At 35.1% G+C, this 15,295-nt stretch carries 14 protein-coding genes; 6 read left to right on the plus strand and 8 right to left on the minus strand.

The genetic code is table 11. From position 1 onward, the window contains the following. Positions 1-3 precede the first annotated feature (3 nt). The 3 genes from B3C16_RS06410 (at position 4) to B3C16_RS06420 (ending at position 3,453) form a co-directional block, all read left to right on the plus strand. Entirely contained in the window at positions 4-1,317 is a 1,314-nt protein-coding gene (locus tag B3C16_RS06410; RefSeq protein ID WP_291129999.1) for an OmpA family protein, read from the plus strand. A 128-nt stretch (positions 1,318-1,445) separates the two neighbouring features. Continuing rightward, on the plus strand, positions 1,446-2,822 hold the full coding sequence (locus B3C16_RS06415) for a PQQ-dependent sugar dehydrogenase (protein WP_291130002.1): 1,377 nt from the start codon (positions 1,446-1,448) through the stop codon (positions 2,820-2,822). Between the two features lie 88 nt (positions 2,823-2,910). Then, the gene (locus B3C16_RS06420; protein WP_233549726.1) at positions 2,911-3,453 is read left to right on the plus strand and encodes a murein L,D-transpeptidase catalytic domain-containing protein; all 543 of its coding nucleotides are present in this window, start codon (positions 2,911-2,913) and stop codon (positions 3,451-3,453) included. 21 nt (positions 3,454-3,474) lie between these two features. Here the strand turns inward: B3C16_RS06420 and B3C16_RS06425 are convergent, their stop codons facing one another. Beyond that, positions 3,475-3,843: a helix-turn-helix domain-containing protein gene (locus B3C16_RS06425; RefSeq protein ID WP_121312377.1), complete on the minus strand. Its 369-nt coding sequence runs from the start codon at positions 3,841-3,843 to the stop codon at positions 3,475-3,477. A 456-nt stretch (positions 3,844-4,299) separates the two neighbouring features. On the opposite strand from B3C16_RS06425, the gene B3C16_RS06430 reads away from it, so the two are divergent. After that, positions 4,300-4,902, plus strand: coding sequence for a hypothetical protein (locus B3C16_RS06430; protein ID WP_291130009.1), 603 nt, complete (start codon positions 4,300-4,302; stop codon positions 4,900-4,902). 78 nt (positions 4,903-4,980) lie between these two features. Next, positions 4,981-8,250 (plus strand): T9SS type A sorting domain-containing protein, encoded by a 3,270-nt coding sequence (locus tag B3C16_RS06435; protein ID WP_291130012.1) that lies wholly within the window; start codon positions 4,981-4,983, stop codon positions 8,248-8,250. A 66-nt stretch (positions 8,251-8,316) separates the two neighbouring features. On the opposite strand, the gene B3C16_RS06440 is transcribed toward B3C16_RS06435, so the two are convergent. From B3C16_RS06440 to B3C16_RS06450, 3 genes are all read right to left on the minus strand, one after another. Further along, positions 8,317-9,351, minus strand: a complete 1,035-nt coding sequence (locus B3C16_RS06440; RefSeq protein WP_291130014.1) for an NADP(H)-dependent aldo-keto reductase — start codon at positions 9,349-9,351, stop codon at positions 8,317-8,319. A gap of 146 nt (positions 9,352-9,497) precedes the next feature. Further along, positions 9,498-10,463 carry an OmpA/MotB family protein gene (locus B3C16_RS06445; protein WP_121314966.1) on the minus strand — a complete coding sequence of 322 codons (966 nt, stop codon included), beginning with the start codon at positions 10,461-10,463 and terminating at the stop codon, positions 9,498-9,500. Between the two features lie 31 nt (positions 10,464-10,494). Beyond that, positions 10,495-11,256: an exodeoxyribonuclease III gene (locus tag B3C16_RS06450; RefSeq protein ID WP_291130018.1), complete on the minus strand. Its 762-nt coding sequence runs from the start codon at positions 11,254-11,256 to the stop codon at positions 10,495-10,497. Positions 11,257-11,451: 195 nt separating this feature from the next. On the opposite strand from B3C16_RS06450, the gene B3C16_RS06455 reads away from it, so the two are divergent. Beyond that, positions 11,452-13,269: a GNAT family N-acyltransferase gene (locus B3C16_RS06455; protein ID WP_121312372.1), complete on the plus strand. Its 1,818-nt coding sequence runs from the start codon at positions 11,452-11,454 to the stop codon at positions 13,267-13,269. 37 nt (positions 13,270-13,306) lie between these two features. On the opposite strand, the gene B3C16_RS06460 is transcribed toward B3C16_RS06455, so the two are convergent. The 4 genes from B3C16_RS06460 to B3C16_RS06475 are packed head-to-tail and all read right to left on the minus strand — an operon-like array spanning position 13,307 to position 15,269. Next, entirely contained in the window at positions 13,307-14,095 is a 789-nt protein-coding gene (locus tag B3C16_RS06460; protein ID WP_291130023.1) for a M48 family metallopeptidase, read from the minus strand. After that, positions 14,095-14,526 carry a DUF4870 domain-containing protein gene (locus B3C16_RS06465; protein ID WP_121312370.1) on the minus strand — a complete coding sequence of 144 codons (432 nt, stop codon included), beginning with the start codon at positions 14,524-14,526 and terminating at the stop codon, positions 14,095-14,097. The genes B3C16_RS06460 and B3C16_RS06465 overlap by 1 nt, the downstream gene beginning before the upstream one ends. Further along, positions 14,523-14,927, minus strand: a complete 405-nt coding sequence (locus tag B3C16_RS06470) for a DUF2752 domain-containing protein (protein ID WP_291130027.1) — start codon at positions 14,925-14,927, stop codon at positions 14,523-14,525. The genes B3C16_RS06465 and B3C16_RS06470 overlap by 4 nt, the downstream gene beginning before the upstream one ends. Before the next feature lie 3 nt (positions 14,928-14,930). Further along, the gene (locus B3C16_RS06475; protein WP_121312368.1) at positions 14,931-15,269 is read right to left on the minus strand and encodes a TM2 domain-containing protein; all 339 of its coding nucleotides are present in this window, start codon (positions 15,267-15,269) and stop codon (positions 14,931-14,933) included. Positions 15,270-15,295 lie beyond the last annotated feature (26 nt).

Here is a 15,295-nt window from a genome sequence, read left to right on the forward strand (position 1 = left end):
ATCATGAAAAGACTAGTCTTATTAGCCTTCTTGGTTTCTGCCGTTGGCTTTGCACAAAACCTTAAAGAAACCGTACTTTTTGATTATGATAAATTCTTTTTAACCGATAATGCAAAGTCAAAATTGGAAGCTGTCGTTTCAAAACTGGAGGTCAGCCAATTAAAATCGGTTGAGCTAAACGGCAATACTGATGCTGATGGTCATTCGAAATACAATATCACTTTGTCGAAAAACAGAGCGAATGAAGTCTTGAATTATTTGGTATCCCAAGGTATTCCTGGGGAAAAAATCCAATTAAAATTTGATGGAGAAAACAAACCTATAGCCGAAAATGCAAACGAAACCGGCAAACAGCAAAACCGAAGAGTGGAAATCACTTTTGTCTTCACTGAAAAAGAATACACCAATACTATTTTTAACCAATTCGAAAAGGAAAGTCAATTTTTCACAGGAAAATCGAACGAAGTCATTACGATTACCGGTAAAGAAGGTACAAAAATTACCATTCCTAAAAATTCATTAAAAAAAGCCAACGGGAAATTTGCCATTGGTAAAATCGATATTGAGCTTCAAGAATTTTACAAAAAATCGGATGCTGTAGCGGCAAATTTACATACAATGTCAAACGGTATAATGCTCGAAAGTGGCGGAATGGTTTACATCAAAGCTACTTCCAAAGGCGATGAATTGCAACTTAAAAAAGGTGCTGAAATAACCCTTGAGTTTGCTTCTAAAGACAATCCGAATGACATGCAAACATTTTATGGTTACCCCAAAGAGGACAAGACAGTTGATTGGAATACAAACGATAACTTTGTAACAACAGAAGAAGAAAATTGGTCAACTTATGCTGTTTTCTATTCGGATGGCAGAACTCAAAGAGATACTGTATATGGAGAAAGCCCTAAAAAAAAATCTTTTAATAGAGCCACAACCGACACAGAAAAAGTAAAAGCGATAAGCACAACCATTTTAACCTCAACAAAATTAGGCTGGATCAACTGCGATCGTTTCTATGAAATAAAAGACAAAACCGATTTATTGGTCGACATCGATTTAAAATACAAACCTGAAATCAGATTGGTTTTTAAAGACATTAATTCTATCATGTCGGGTTACATAGACAAAAACAACAAACTAATTTTAGGTGGAATTCCCGTTGGCAGAAAAGCCACACTCATGGCTTTTAGTTGTGTAGAAAACGAAGTGTATTTTGCCACCAAAGAAATTGTAATTGATAAAGATGCTACTATTGGTTTAGAACTCAAAAAGACATCTGTAGCAGAATTTAAAACTGTATTACAACAACTCAATTAATATTTTTCATCTTAAACGCAGTCATTTCCGGTTGCGTTTTTTATAACCTTTTGATTGTAATGGTTTTATTTCTAACTTTACCACTCGAGACCGAAGGTCGAACTGTATGAAATAAAAAACAACCTACTATGAAAAAGCTATTCCTTTTCTTTTTTGGTCTTCTGACCATTTGTTCTTTCGCCCAAACTATAGGGCTTCAAAGTTTTGCCACAGGGTTTTCTTCACCGGTTGAAATCGCTCATCCGGCCAATGATGCTCGATTGTTTGTGGTGCAACAAGGCGGTTTAATCCGAATTATAAATGCCAATGGAACGGTTAATGCAACGCCCTTTATCAATCTATCCACTATAATAAACAGTAGCGGTTTCGAGCAAGGTTTATTAGGTTTAGCCTTTCATCCCAATTATGCTACTAATGGTTACTTTTATGTGAATTATACTCGTGCCAGTGATGGCGCTACCGTAATTGCTCGTTATACGGTTTCAACTGATCCAAACATAGCGGATGCTTCCAGTGGAACGGTTTTATTGACCATATCACAACCTTTCGGTAATCATAATGGTGGTTCTGTAAAATTTGGTTCCGACGGTTATTTATATATAGGAACGGGTGACGGCGGTAGTGGTGGCGATCCGGGAAATAGATCACAAAACATCAATGAAAATTTAGGGAAAATGTTGCGAATCGATGTCGATTCGGCTTCTCCTTATGGAATTCCGCCAACCAATCCTTATGTTGGTATTGCCGGTAACGATGAAATTTGGGCAATAGGTTTGCGCAATCCCTGGAAGTTTTCTTTTAACCGTTTGAATGGTGATTTATGGATTGCAGATGTAGGACAAAATGCCATAGAAGAAGTTAATAAAACCGCTTCACCTTTACCCAATACGGCTTTAAATTATGGATGGCGTTGTTATGAAGGCAACGTTGCATACAACAATTCAGGAAGCTGTCCGACTTATGCCAATACCGTAGCACCTATTTCAGTTTACACACATGGTTCAACCGGCAGGTGTTCGATAACCGGTGGTTATTTTTATACCGGAGCTACTTATCCGAATTTTGCCAATAAATATTTCTTTGCTGATTATTGTACTGCAGAAATAGGATGGATTGATGCTTTGGGCAACCTCACTTGGGCTTACAATGCTCCTAGTACCATTACCACTTTTGGAGAAGACAAAGACGGAGAATTATATGTCGCGAATGGTGGTACCATTTATAAATTGATTGATACTTCATTAGACACGGATACTTTTACTCAAAATAATATTCGCCTTTATCCTAATCCTGCTAAAACAGATTTGTTTCTGAAAAATGATAGCACTATCGGACTAAAATCAGTAAAAATAATCGATTTATCAGGCAAAACCATTTTAAGTCAAGATCTTATTGACAGCGAAATCAATTCCATAAATATTTCAAGTATAGCCAAAGGAATGTATTTGGTGGAAGTGAAAAGTCTAAATGGAAACTATTTTCAATCTAAATTGGTAGTCGAATAAATTTGGTATGAAGAAAATATTTCTGGGCTGTTTTACAATTATGGTGCTTTGTTTTGGATATCATTTTGGACTTAAAAAGAAGGTCAGTATGACTACATCAAATCATATTAAAAGTAACCTCACTAATGAAAGATTGAAAAAACAAGTTGACAGCATCAAGGCTTTTGTTTCAAAAAACACTCAGTACAATCAGGAAGTTGCCTTCTTTATCGACATGAAAATTAATTCGGGAAAAAATCGCTTTTTTATTTATAATTTAAAAGAAAGCACGATTGTAGACCAAGGTTTGGTTGCGCATGGTTCAGGTTCAGAAACCGGAATCGAAGGTCAACTGAAATTTAGTAATGTTCCCGATTCAAATACTACTTCTTTAGGTAAATATTCCATTGGACATCATTATGTTGGGAAGTTTGGGAAGGCTTATAAATTATATGGTTTAGACAAAACCAACAGCAAGGCTTTTGACCGTTATATCGTCTTACATTACTACAGTAAAGTGCCTTATGAACAATCTTTGGAACCTATTTGTAATAGTTTAGGTTGTCCAATGGTGAATGAAAAATTCTTCAACCGACTTGAAAAAATATTGGATGGTTCAGAGAAGAAAGTTCTTTTGAGCATCTATTATTAAAGAGAATTGCTTTTCGAGCAGTCATTTTTTGCTTTGCAATTCAGCAATTTTCGCCAACAATTCTTCAATTTGTTTTTCCTTTACTTTATTGTCCACTATCAAAGCATTAATTTGCTCAATTATACGTTCCGGAAAATTGTTTTGCCAATCACTATTCGATAATCCATTTTTCTTTTGATCCTCAAACTCTGATATCTCTTCCAAAAAATAATTGAATCCTACCTTGAAATAGTGGCAAACTTTATTCATCAAGATAAAATCAATCGATTTATCTTCATTGCTTTCAATATTACAAAGTTTAGTTTGTGAAATCCCCAAAACCGTTGAAAGCTCCATTTGAGAAATTTTGGCACGTTCTCTTAACCGCTTAATCTTAATTCCAATTTCCATAATTTATTCATTTTCGGTTTAAAATTATTTAAAATTAAATAGAAATTTACTACAAATATAAATAATTTTGAGTGATTTAATTTGTTAAATCATAAAATATATATAGGTGTATTTTTATTTTTCTTTGCACAACTTGTTATCTTATTGAAGGATACAAATCTAAAGAATGAAAAATATAAGAAATTTATTTTATTTGTAATAATTTTCTACTATATTTGAAATACAAAATTTCAATTCAGTCCTTTTAAGACGTTTACCACTTTAGTCTTATATAGATCTATCATACTTATAGATAATACGATAAGATTGTTTACTCTAAACTAGAATTCATTTAATGATAGAGATTAGAATTTTGTTTAAAACAAAATCTTATCGTTTGAGTGAATGAAATCATTTCGCTCACATAAACTTATTTTGATAACAGAATAAATCATTATTAACATTTAAACAATACCTATGAAAAAATTAATAACCTTATTATTACTCACTATTGTAGCGGGATGCTCCAATGAGGATTCAAACAGTAATCCAGAATCACTACTACCTGCAATTACCCAAACAGGCGCCAATACGTTTGGATGCTTAATAGACGGCAAACTATTTATTCCGAGAGATGGCACCGGAACTTGGTCTGGAAATGATCCTGGGCTAAGTTACTTAGGAGGTTATCCTGAGGGTGCTTATAATGAAATCGATATAAGAGATTACAAGAGTGAAAAAACAACTCGTATGTTAATACACCTTCATAATTTATATCAGATTGGAGTAGCAGATTATATTATTAACGAATCAAACGGAATGAGTAATGTTGACGGATTAAATCACACTTATTTACATTGTAAAGTATTTAATAAATCAACAAATAGTTATCAATATTACCGGTCTTTTGAAAACTCAGGAACAATTAAAATCACACGATATGATTTTACAAACGGAATAGTCTCAGGCACATTCAGTTGTCGTGTTAAAAACTCTAGTAATCCGGAAGATATTATAGAAATAACCAATGGTCGATTCGATATAAATGGCTACACTTTACCAAATATAGTTTTCCCATAAAAAAAGGGTTGCTAGTGGAATAGCAACCCGAAATTAGATTAATAAAACAATTTTACTAACCCAAAAGCAAACAAAAGTATGAAAAAATTCTATTATTTTCTGCTAGCTTCATTTCTATTTCTTGAAGCTAATTCTCAAACTATTCCTGCCGGAGAAAACATAAGTTTAGACCAGCAACTGTCGAACATCAATCAAACTAGTGTAACTAGTGGTATCATTTACGAAAGAGTTATACAAATAGCTAATATTTATAACTTTAATTCTACAACAAACTTTAATACTGCAAACTTTAATTATTTCCAACAAGCGCTTGATGAAATGAATCGCGCAAGTAATGGCACAAAATTCACGACACTCGATAATTTCAAAAATCTAATTGCCACAACTACTGCCGAAAATCAAGTTGATTTATCCATATTGAATACTCAGTATCACATCTTGAATTATAATGAAGACAATCCTAGTCAAGGAGGTTTAACATTCAATACTTCAACAAACAAATTTGTCCAAATTAGTGGTAAGGTTCCTTTTTACATGCTAAACACCAGTATTATAGCGCCAACCAAAGATTATGTTTCCGGTACCTCTGTAATTTATAAAATCAGGAATGATTTATACTTCAAGAATGGAACTAAAAACATCAAAACTTTAGTGGCTAATTTTGGTGATGGCATAAATAGAACTTTAATTAGCTCTCAACTACTAACCAATCAAAACATAACGGTGAACTACACGAGTAGTGGTGAAAAAATAAGCACGTTCACTATTACCTATTCTGATAATACGACTCTCACAACATATGGTAAAATTTTCTTTCAATTTGTTGATAGTACTTCAAGAGATGCCACGGCAGGCTGTTTCGCCACTGATCCTTACAAACAAGACTTTCAATTACAAGCTGATATTCCATTTACCGGTTATGTTGCCGGAGATCCAACAATAAAGGCAAAGATTGATTATCGTGTATTTTATGGCAATACCAATACGGATAAAAAAATAAGAAAACCAATAATCATTATTGATGGTTTTGATCCCGGAGACAAACGCAAGATTGAAGACTGTGATTGTGAAAATATTCCCGATTGTGCTGCAAGAAACACTACCAATGGTGTATTTGATTCAGAGAAACATAGAGCTATGGTTGATTTAATGGAGTATTATAACGGCCCATCTAAAAAGCTCCTACTCCCTGAGTTACGCCTTTTAGGATATGACGTAATCATGGTCAATCACCCAAAATACACTACAACCAATTTACAAAATGGTCAAACAGTTTCAATTGATGGTGGAGCCTACTATATAGAAAGCAATGCAATGGCATTAGTAAAACTATTAATTCAAACAAAACAATTATTAATCAATAATGGTAGCACTAACAATATTGCTGTTATTGGTCCTAGCATGGGAGGACAAATTTCAAGATATGCATTAGCATATATGGAGAAAAACAATATCCCCCACAACACTTATTTATGGGTAAGCATTGACAGCCCACATCTTGGAGCTAACATACCTTTAGGAGATCAAGCATTATTAAATTTAGTAAAAAACAGTAGTCACGAAGCTAAAGCTTTTTATGAAAAAGATTTGTCTTCACCGGCAGCACAGCAACAATTAATCGAATTCCACAGAGAAGGATCAAGCTATCATCTGGTAAATCAGAATTTTTTAAATGCGCAAACAACTTCTCAAGGAATGCCTAACAACAGAGGGAATTCATTTTTTCAAAGACATTATAACAATCAATTTTCAAACGGTCTCACTAATTCAAATGGTTGGCCAATGAATTTGAGAAAAATATCTTTGGTTAATGGATCGCTTTCAGGATCTAAAGAAACTATCACATCTAACGGACAACCATTTTATAATTTTGCCAATGATAATGAAAAGGTTTTAAACTTAAGAGGCTTTCAAAGAGTTAACATAAGTTCGCCATTTGGTTCAATAACTTTCAGAATTCATATTGCTTCCTTGGAAGCTAACTTTCTTCCAACAAGCGGTAGCGCAGATTCAAAAATAGCAAGATTCAAAAAGCTATTTAATGATAGAACTACAAAAGCACCAAATTATAACCCAAGAGGCAATATGGATAACGTTCCTGGAGGACATTTTGGTGCTCAAAGTGAAATTGCTAATCCGACTCAGAATACAAATCCGGTCCCGGGAACTTATCCGTTGACTAATTGGTCTTTAAACAATTTATCCATCAACAATTTTATTTATAGTATCAGCCAAATGTTAGGAGGATCAGAATGGTATTTACACGAATTTAATCCAATCCATTCTTTTATACCTTCTTTTTCAGCTCTGGGTCATTTACAACCTAATCAAAATTGGGCGAACCCTTTGAATACAAACTTAAAATGTCCGACAAATAACCTAACCCCTTTTGATAGTTATTTTGGTTTAAGCAAAAATACCCAACATACCTCATTTACAAAAGAAAGTGTCAATTGGCTTCTTAAAGAATTAGCGGGTCAACCTCAAGTGCCGTATTTCCCAGTAGAGCCCAATATATTGGTTGGTTTGGACAAAATTTGTTTAAATACCACCACTACCTATAGTTTTACAAATCCTTGCGCTGTTCCGAGTGCAGTAATTAATTGGTCGATTAGTCCAAATTTAGAATTGATTAGCCAATCAGATTATAATATTGTTGTCAAAGGAACGGAGAACGGTCAAGGTACCATAACCGCTGTTTTTCAAAATGGACAAATCTTAAACAAAACAATTTGGGTTGGATCTCCAACATTCAATGAAATTGTCTATGGAACTGCCAATACCATTCAAACTCTTTGCTTAAGTCCCGGAGGCGACTACAGTTATTCAATTCCTGAATTAAACGATTCTAACAAGATTAAAGCTGTATTTGGGGGCTTAACCTCCTCGGAAATTAACACCAATTCAAATTGGGAATGGGCTCCCTTAAACAATTTAATAATGCTTACCGGAACCAAAGACTCCCGCGAAATTTGTCCTATGGGCACTGGCCAAACCGGTTTAAGATTCCGAGCAAAAAATGCTTGTGGTTGGAGCGAATGGGTTGAATTTCCTTTTGAAATCGTTGAACTTCCTTTTTATCATAAACAAGGTCAATCCGTTTACAAGATTTATCCAAATCCCTCAAAAGATATTGTAAATATCGATTTAAGAACCAAAGAGATCCAACCAGAAAATGGAGCGATAATTTCGGGGGAATTGTTTGACGTTTTAGGGATTTCAAAATCAAAAGTTGAAATCAAAGAAAATAAAGCAACCTTTTCTGTTAATGGGCTGATTAAAGGCATTTACATTTTAAAAATTTATATAAATGATCAAATAGAAAGCCATCAAATAGCAGTTGAATAATAAGACTGAAACTAAAAAATATTATTGTCCTAATAATATATTTATGCTCATGAAACAATTAAATAATCAAGGCGCCGGATCAGGAATTACCGCTTGAATTTTGTTTATACCGGCAACAACTTCAGGAGATAATTGTACTTCAAAAGAAGCAATATTCTCCTGAAGTTGTTCCATTGTTGTAGCACCAATAATTGTTGACATCACAAAATCCTGTTGGTTCACAAAAGCCAAAGCCATTTGGGTCAAAGTTAATCCGTTGTCTTGCGCTAATTCTTGATAAAGCTTCGTGGCTTTGTGACAATTTTCATTAGAATACCGACTGAATTGAGGAAACAAACCTAATCTGGAATCCGGTTGAATCCCGTTCAAATGCTTACCGGTTAAAAAGCTAAATCCCAATGGCGAGTAAGCCATCAAACCTACATTTTCACGCAAACAAATTTCAGACAAACCCACTTCAAACAACCGATTCAACAATGAATAAGGGTTTTGAATGGTAGCGATTCTTGGTAAGTTGTGTTTTTCGCTTTCACTTATAAACTTCATGACACCATACGGATTCTCATTAGAAACTCCAATATGTTTGATTTTCCCTTCTTTGATTAAACCATCATAAACGCTCAACACTTCAAAGAAATTATCTTGCCATTGATTGTCTGTTTTTGAAAGACCGCGTTGACCAAACATGTTCATCACACGCTCCGGCCAGTGCATTTGATACAAATCGATATAATCCGTTTGCAGATTTTTTAAACTTAAGTCTACCGCTTCGTGAATATTTTGCTTGGAAAAATTCAATGGTTTTCGAATGTATTCCATCCCACGATTCGGTCCGGCAATTTTGGTGGCTATAACCAAATCATCACGCTTTCCTGATTTCTTTAACCAAGTGCCAATATATTTTTCTGTTAAACCAAGAGTCGCTTGACGAGCTGCAATCGGATACATTTCGGCTGTGTCTATAAAATTAATGCCTTTTTCGACAGCATAATCCAATTGAGCATGAGCATCACTTTCACTGTTTTGCTCGCCAAAAGTCATCGTTCCTAAACATATTTTGCTGACTTTTATATCGGTATTCGGTAATGTAGTGTAATTCATTCGTATAGATTTTTCGCAGGGCAAAAGTAAAATATTAGACTCGTTAATTTGGCGCGCTTAACACATTTTTTGGAAACGTTTACAACAAAAAAAGGTTCCGAGAAAATCTCAGAACCTTAGTTTCTTAGCACTTCCGCACCTTTATTTTAAAACTCATTCAACATTTTGGAAATCTCATCCAATTTTGGTGTCAAAATAATTTCTATTCTTCTGTTTTTGGCTTTACCTTCCGGTGAATCATTTGTCATAATCGGTGCATATTCACCACGACCGGCAGCAGTTAAATTCTTCTTCTGAATTCCGGTATTTTCACCTAAAATATTCACTATCGCTGTAGCTCTTTTAGTCGATAAATCCCAATTGCTTTCGATTCCGCCACCAATGCTTCCAAGGATTTTATCATTATCGGTATGACCTTCAATCAACACGGTGATATCAGGATTTTGTGCCAATACTTTACCCACTTCAACTACTGCTCTTCTACCTTCTGAACCTACAGCCCAACTTCCGGTTTGGAACAACAATTTGTTTTCCATCGAAACATAAACCTTTCCGTTTTTCTGTTCCACCGTCAAACCTTTACCTTCAAAAGCATTCAAGGCTTTCGACAAAGTTTCCTTTAGTTTTCTCATACTGGCGTCTTTAGCGGCAATCATGCTTTCCAATTCGTTTAAGCGTTGCGTGCTGGAAGCCAATTCGTCTCTCAATTTATTCAAACGGTCTTGCTCGGCAGCCAGCGCTTTTTCTTTGGCTTCCAATTGCGCTAACAATTCACGGTTTTTGCTCATATTGGTTTCCAAAGCATCATTACTGTTTTTCTCCAACGCTGAATAAGATTCTTGCAAAGTCTTTAAATTATTAGCAGTCGCTGTACAATCTGCTTGCAATTTATCTCTATCGGCTTTGAGCTTTGTCAACTCTGCGGTCAACGATTTGTTTACCGAATCAAACTCCGCATTTGCTTTGTGCAATTCATCTACTTCATCCGCTAATGAACGATTCTCTTTCTTTAAATCGGTGTATTTGTTCTCTAAATCATTGTAGATTTTTTTGGAAACACAGGAAGACATCAAAGTCAATGCGGCTACTCCTAAAACTATTTTTTTTATCATGCTACTATTTTTAAGTCTGTTTTCTTTATTCTTAATCAATTTCTACTAAAACCGGACAATGGTCTGAATGCTTGGCTTCGGGCAAAATCACAGCTCTTTTCAACCTATTTCTCATCGGCTCGCTAGCCAAACAATAATCAATTCTCCATCCTTTGTTATTGGCTCTAGCATTGGCACGATAGCTCCACCAACTGTAATGATTAGGTTCTTTATTGAAAAATCTGAAGGTGTCTATAAATCCACTTTTCATAAATTTGTCTAACCAAGCACGTTCTTCCGGTAAAAATCCGGAAACGGTTTTGTTGCGAATTGGGTCATGAATATCAATCGCTTCGTGACAAATATTGTAATCGCCACAAATAATCAAATTCGGAATCTCCTTTTTTAATTCGTCTACATAATTTTGGAAGTCATCCATGTACATGAATTTGTGATCCAATCTTTCGAAATTGGTTCCGGAAGGCAAATACAAACTCATCACCGAAAAATCATCAAAATCAACACGAAGGTTTCTACCTTCAAAATCCATGTGCGCTATTCCGGTGCCGAAAACGACATTATTCGGTTTTATTTTAGATAAAATGGCCACACCGCTATAGCCTTTTTTAGTCGCAGGAAACCAGTAGTGATAAGGATATCCTGAAATTTCAAAATCTATTAACGGAATTTGTTCCGGTGTTGCTTTTATTTCTTGCAGACAAATGATGTCGGGATTGGCTTGTTGCAACCAGTTCAAAAATCCTTTTGAAATAGCTGCACGAATGCCGTTTACGTTATAAGAAATAATTCTCATTAAGCTTTACATTAGTTTTTAACTTCATTCAATTCGGCAAAAAGGCCTTGGGTCAAAAGTAGCTAAAAACACAAACATTTGAAACCCAAAAAGCATAATAAAAAATTAAAGTTTAACGGCTGTTTTCTGTTTTTTCTCGAAGCTATTTCAGCAGAATTACTATCTTTGTTTCTTACTCAAAAACGAAAGGTATACATGGGTTTAGTTACTGCTAAAGAAGTTGCAAAAGCAATAAACGCTGATAAATATGGGGTTTTCGGCACTTTTTGTGGCTGGCTACTAATGAAAGCTTTGAAGATTTCAACCTTAAACAAAATCTACGACCGAAACAAACATTTGAGCGAAGTGGAATTTTTGAATGCTATTTTGGACGAGTTCCAAATCAAGTTCGAAATTCCGGAAGATGACTTAAAAAGATTGCCTAAAGACGGTGCTTACATTACGATTTCCAATCATCCGCTTGGTGGCATTGATGGTATTTTGTTATTGAAATTAATGCTCGAAAGAGAACCGAATTTTAAAATCATCGCCAATTTCCTTTTGCATCGTATCGAACCAATGAAACCTTATATCATGCCGGTCAATCCTTTTGAAAATCACAAAGATGCTAAATCTAGTGTGATTGGAATTAAGGAAACTTTACGTCATTTGAGTGATGGAAAACCACTAGGTATGTTTCCTGCCGGAGAAGTTTCGACTTATAAAGACGGACAATTGGTGGTTGATAAAGATTGGGAAGAAGGCGCGATTAAAGTAATCAGAAAAGCTCAAGTTCCGGTAGTTCCGATCTATTTTCATGCAAAGAACAGTCGCTTCTTTTACTTCTTGTCTAAAATAAATCCGACGCTCAGAACAGCTAAATTGCCTTCAGAATTATTGACCCAAAAAGACCGTGTGATTAAAGTTCGTATCGGAAAACCGATTTCAGTAGCCGAACAAAACGAACACAAAACCATAGAAGAATATTCAGAATTTTTACGTCGAAAGACTTATATGTTGGCCAATTCTTTTAATGAAGAATCTAAATTATTGAGTTCGCAAAACTTAAATTTAAACCTGAATTTAAAAACGCCTAAGAGTCCGAAACAGATTGTAAAACCAGCCAATCACGACAAAATTTTAGAAGAAGTTGAAGTGTTGAAACAAGGTGATTATCGTTTGTTACACAGTAAAAACTACATGGTTTTCTTGGTAACCGCCGATAAAATTCCAAATATTTTACACGAAATCGGGCGTTTGCGCGAAATCACTTTTAGAGCGGTTGGTGAAGGAACCAATGAATCCATCGACTTAGACCAATACGACAATTATTACCATCACATGTTTCTTTGGGATGATGAACACCAGCAAATTGCGGGCGCGTATCGCATGGGATTGGGTTCTGAAATATTTCCTAAATATGGCATCGAAGGATTTTATCTGCAAGACTTGTTCCGTTTTGAACCGGAATTGTATGGCATGATGGAGCAATCTATCGAAATGGGAAGAGCCTTTATTGTGAATGATTACCAACAAAAACCAATGCCGCTATTCCTGCTTTGGAAAGGCATTGTACACACAACATTGCGTTATCCGGAACATAAATATTTGATTGGCGGCGTGAGTATCAGTAACCAATTTACAGAATTTTCGAAATCGCTGATGATTGAATTTATGAAGTCGCATTATTACGATCCTTATGTGGCGCAATACATTCACCCGAAGAAAGAATTTAAGGTAAAACTAAAAGATGCCGACAAAGATTTTGTCTTCAATGAAACAGAATCCGATTTAAACAAATTCGACAAAATCATTGACGAAGTAGAACCGGGAAGTTTAAGATTGCCTGTATTAATTAAAAAATACATCAAGCAGAATGCACGCGTAGTAGCCTTCAATGTTGACCCATTATTCAACAATGCGGTTGACGGATTAATGTACATAAGAATCGCCGATTTACCCGAAAGCACGGTAAAACCGGTTATGGAAGAATTCCAAGCAGAGTTGGAGCGAAAAGAGAAGAATTATAAATAGTGATAAAAAAAGGCAACTCAATGAGTTGCCTTTTTTGTTATTCTAATCTTACCTGTTCTTGAAAAGCTTTCCAATCTTTATCAGAAAGTGTGGCTTTACTTTTAAGCTTTTTGCCTTTGATGTATTCCAAAATATACTTGGCGCGTTCTTCTGATTCCGGATGATCTGAAATCCAATACATGGCTTTGTTTACATTACTGTCCATAGCCATTTGGTACATAAAATCGGCCATGGGCTTTGGATTAATATTCGCTTTTATCATATAGTCCACACTAGTAATATCGGCTTCTTTTTCCAAAGTTCTGTCATAAGCTGAAGACGTTAAGGTTTTTAAAATTTCTCTGGCCACTGCTCCGCCTTTGGCTCCAATTAAAACAGAATATCCTAATTCTTTAGAGAGTTTTTTCATCACGTGGTTTTTCTCGATGTGAGCAATTTCATGACCTAAAACACCTTGTAATGCTTCTTGTCTTTTACAATCTTCAATCAAACCCGTATAGACTACCAAATGGTTATTGGGTAACGCAAAAGCATTGATTTCATCTTTCTTTATGATGTGAACTTTCAATGAATCGCGTTCGATGTCATTGGCTTTGCATAACGGAATAATCAAACTGTCTAATGTTTTTACGATGGTATCATTGGTGACAATCTCTTCAGTATAAGAAATCTCACTCCAAATCATATCGCCTAATTTGTTTTCAAGATTAGTCGTCCTTTCTCTCACTTCAAAAAACTTCATGAAATCGAGTTGGGAAAACCCAAACCATACTGCGGTAAATCCCATTACTATAATTAATCCCTGAAAAATGGTTTTCTTTATCATTATGGTCTACAAATTAAGTTAGTAATATTGCCAAAGAACAAAAACTGTACATGTTTCCCTTTTCGGGTTTGTACTGCAGCGTAAATCGTTGAAAAAATCTCCAATAAGTTAAATAGGATTACGGTAAAAATATAAGCAAAGTACTCATTGCTGGCTTTTTCATCGGAAAACAAAATAGAAACAGTCCACCAAAAGCTGGCGCTGTTAATTCCCAATAAGGCTAATTGTGACAATAAGGCTTGCGTACAATGCCAACGCACAAAATATGTACCTTTTCTATTCGCTAAAAAGAAAAAGAAAGTGGCCAACAAGTTGATTATCGGCAAAGGCAATCCGGCGATTAAAGCTACTAAAGACATCAAGTAACTATTCGATGATTTTTCGCATTCGTGTTCGCCCGGTTTATAGGCAAAAGTGGTTTCTTGTATCATAGATTTTTATATAAATTCCAAATCCAATTGAGCAATACTAACAGCATTAAAACAATGGCAATCCATGGTTTTCTGATAATAACTTCTGTTTTTTTGTATGCTGAAAAAAAAGTTTCTTTTTTTAAAACAATATCGGTGAATACCCAAACTGGTAAAACTGTCATGATAAATGCAACAATTATTCCAAAGGGATTGAGTACTAAAGATTCTGTTATTTTACCTTCCAAAAGCAAAGTTACAGCTCGAGTGGTACCACAAGACGGACAAGCATAACCGGTCACATTTTTAATGATACACACTCCAACTGTTTCTTGTTGTTCCTTTTGAATGGAGTAAAAAAGATAAATAAATCCCGCTAAACAAGCTATAAGCAACAAAGAATATAACTTATTCCGGGTCATTTATTAATAGAATGTATTTTGGAAAGCTTCCATGTTTTTCTCACGAGTAGCACCCATGATTAAAAACCAGTCTACAATCGCCCAAATTCCCAAACCTCCACACGTTAAAAGCTTGGCCACTCCCATTCCGGTATCACCAATCATAAAACGGTCAATGCCTAATTGTCCGCCTAAAAGCGATACAATTAATGACGTAGTTGGCTCTTTAAACTGAAGTGTTTGCACTAAACCCCATTTTGATTCGTCAAGGCTTAATAATTTTTCTCTAACAGCGTTCAAATGATGGCTTTCAAAATACTTTGCGTTCATCATCATAAACATGTCCACTTTCTGTGCTTCCATAATATTGTTTTGTTGGTTATGTTAAT

The organism is Flavobacterium sp. UBA7682, from assembly GCF_002482945.1.
GTDB lineage: Bacteria > Bacteroidota > Bacteroidia > Flavobacteriales > Flavobacteriaceae > Flavobacterium.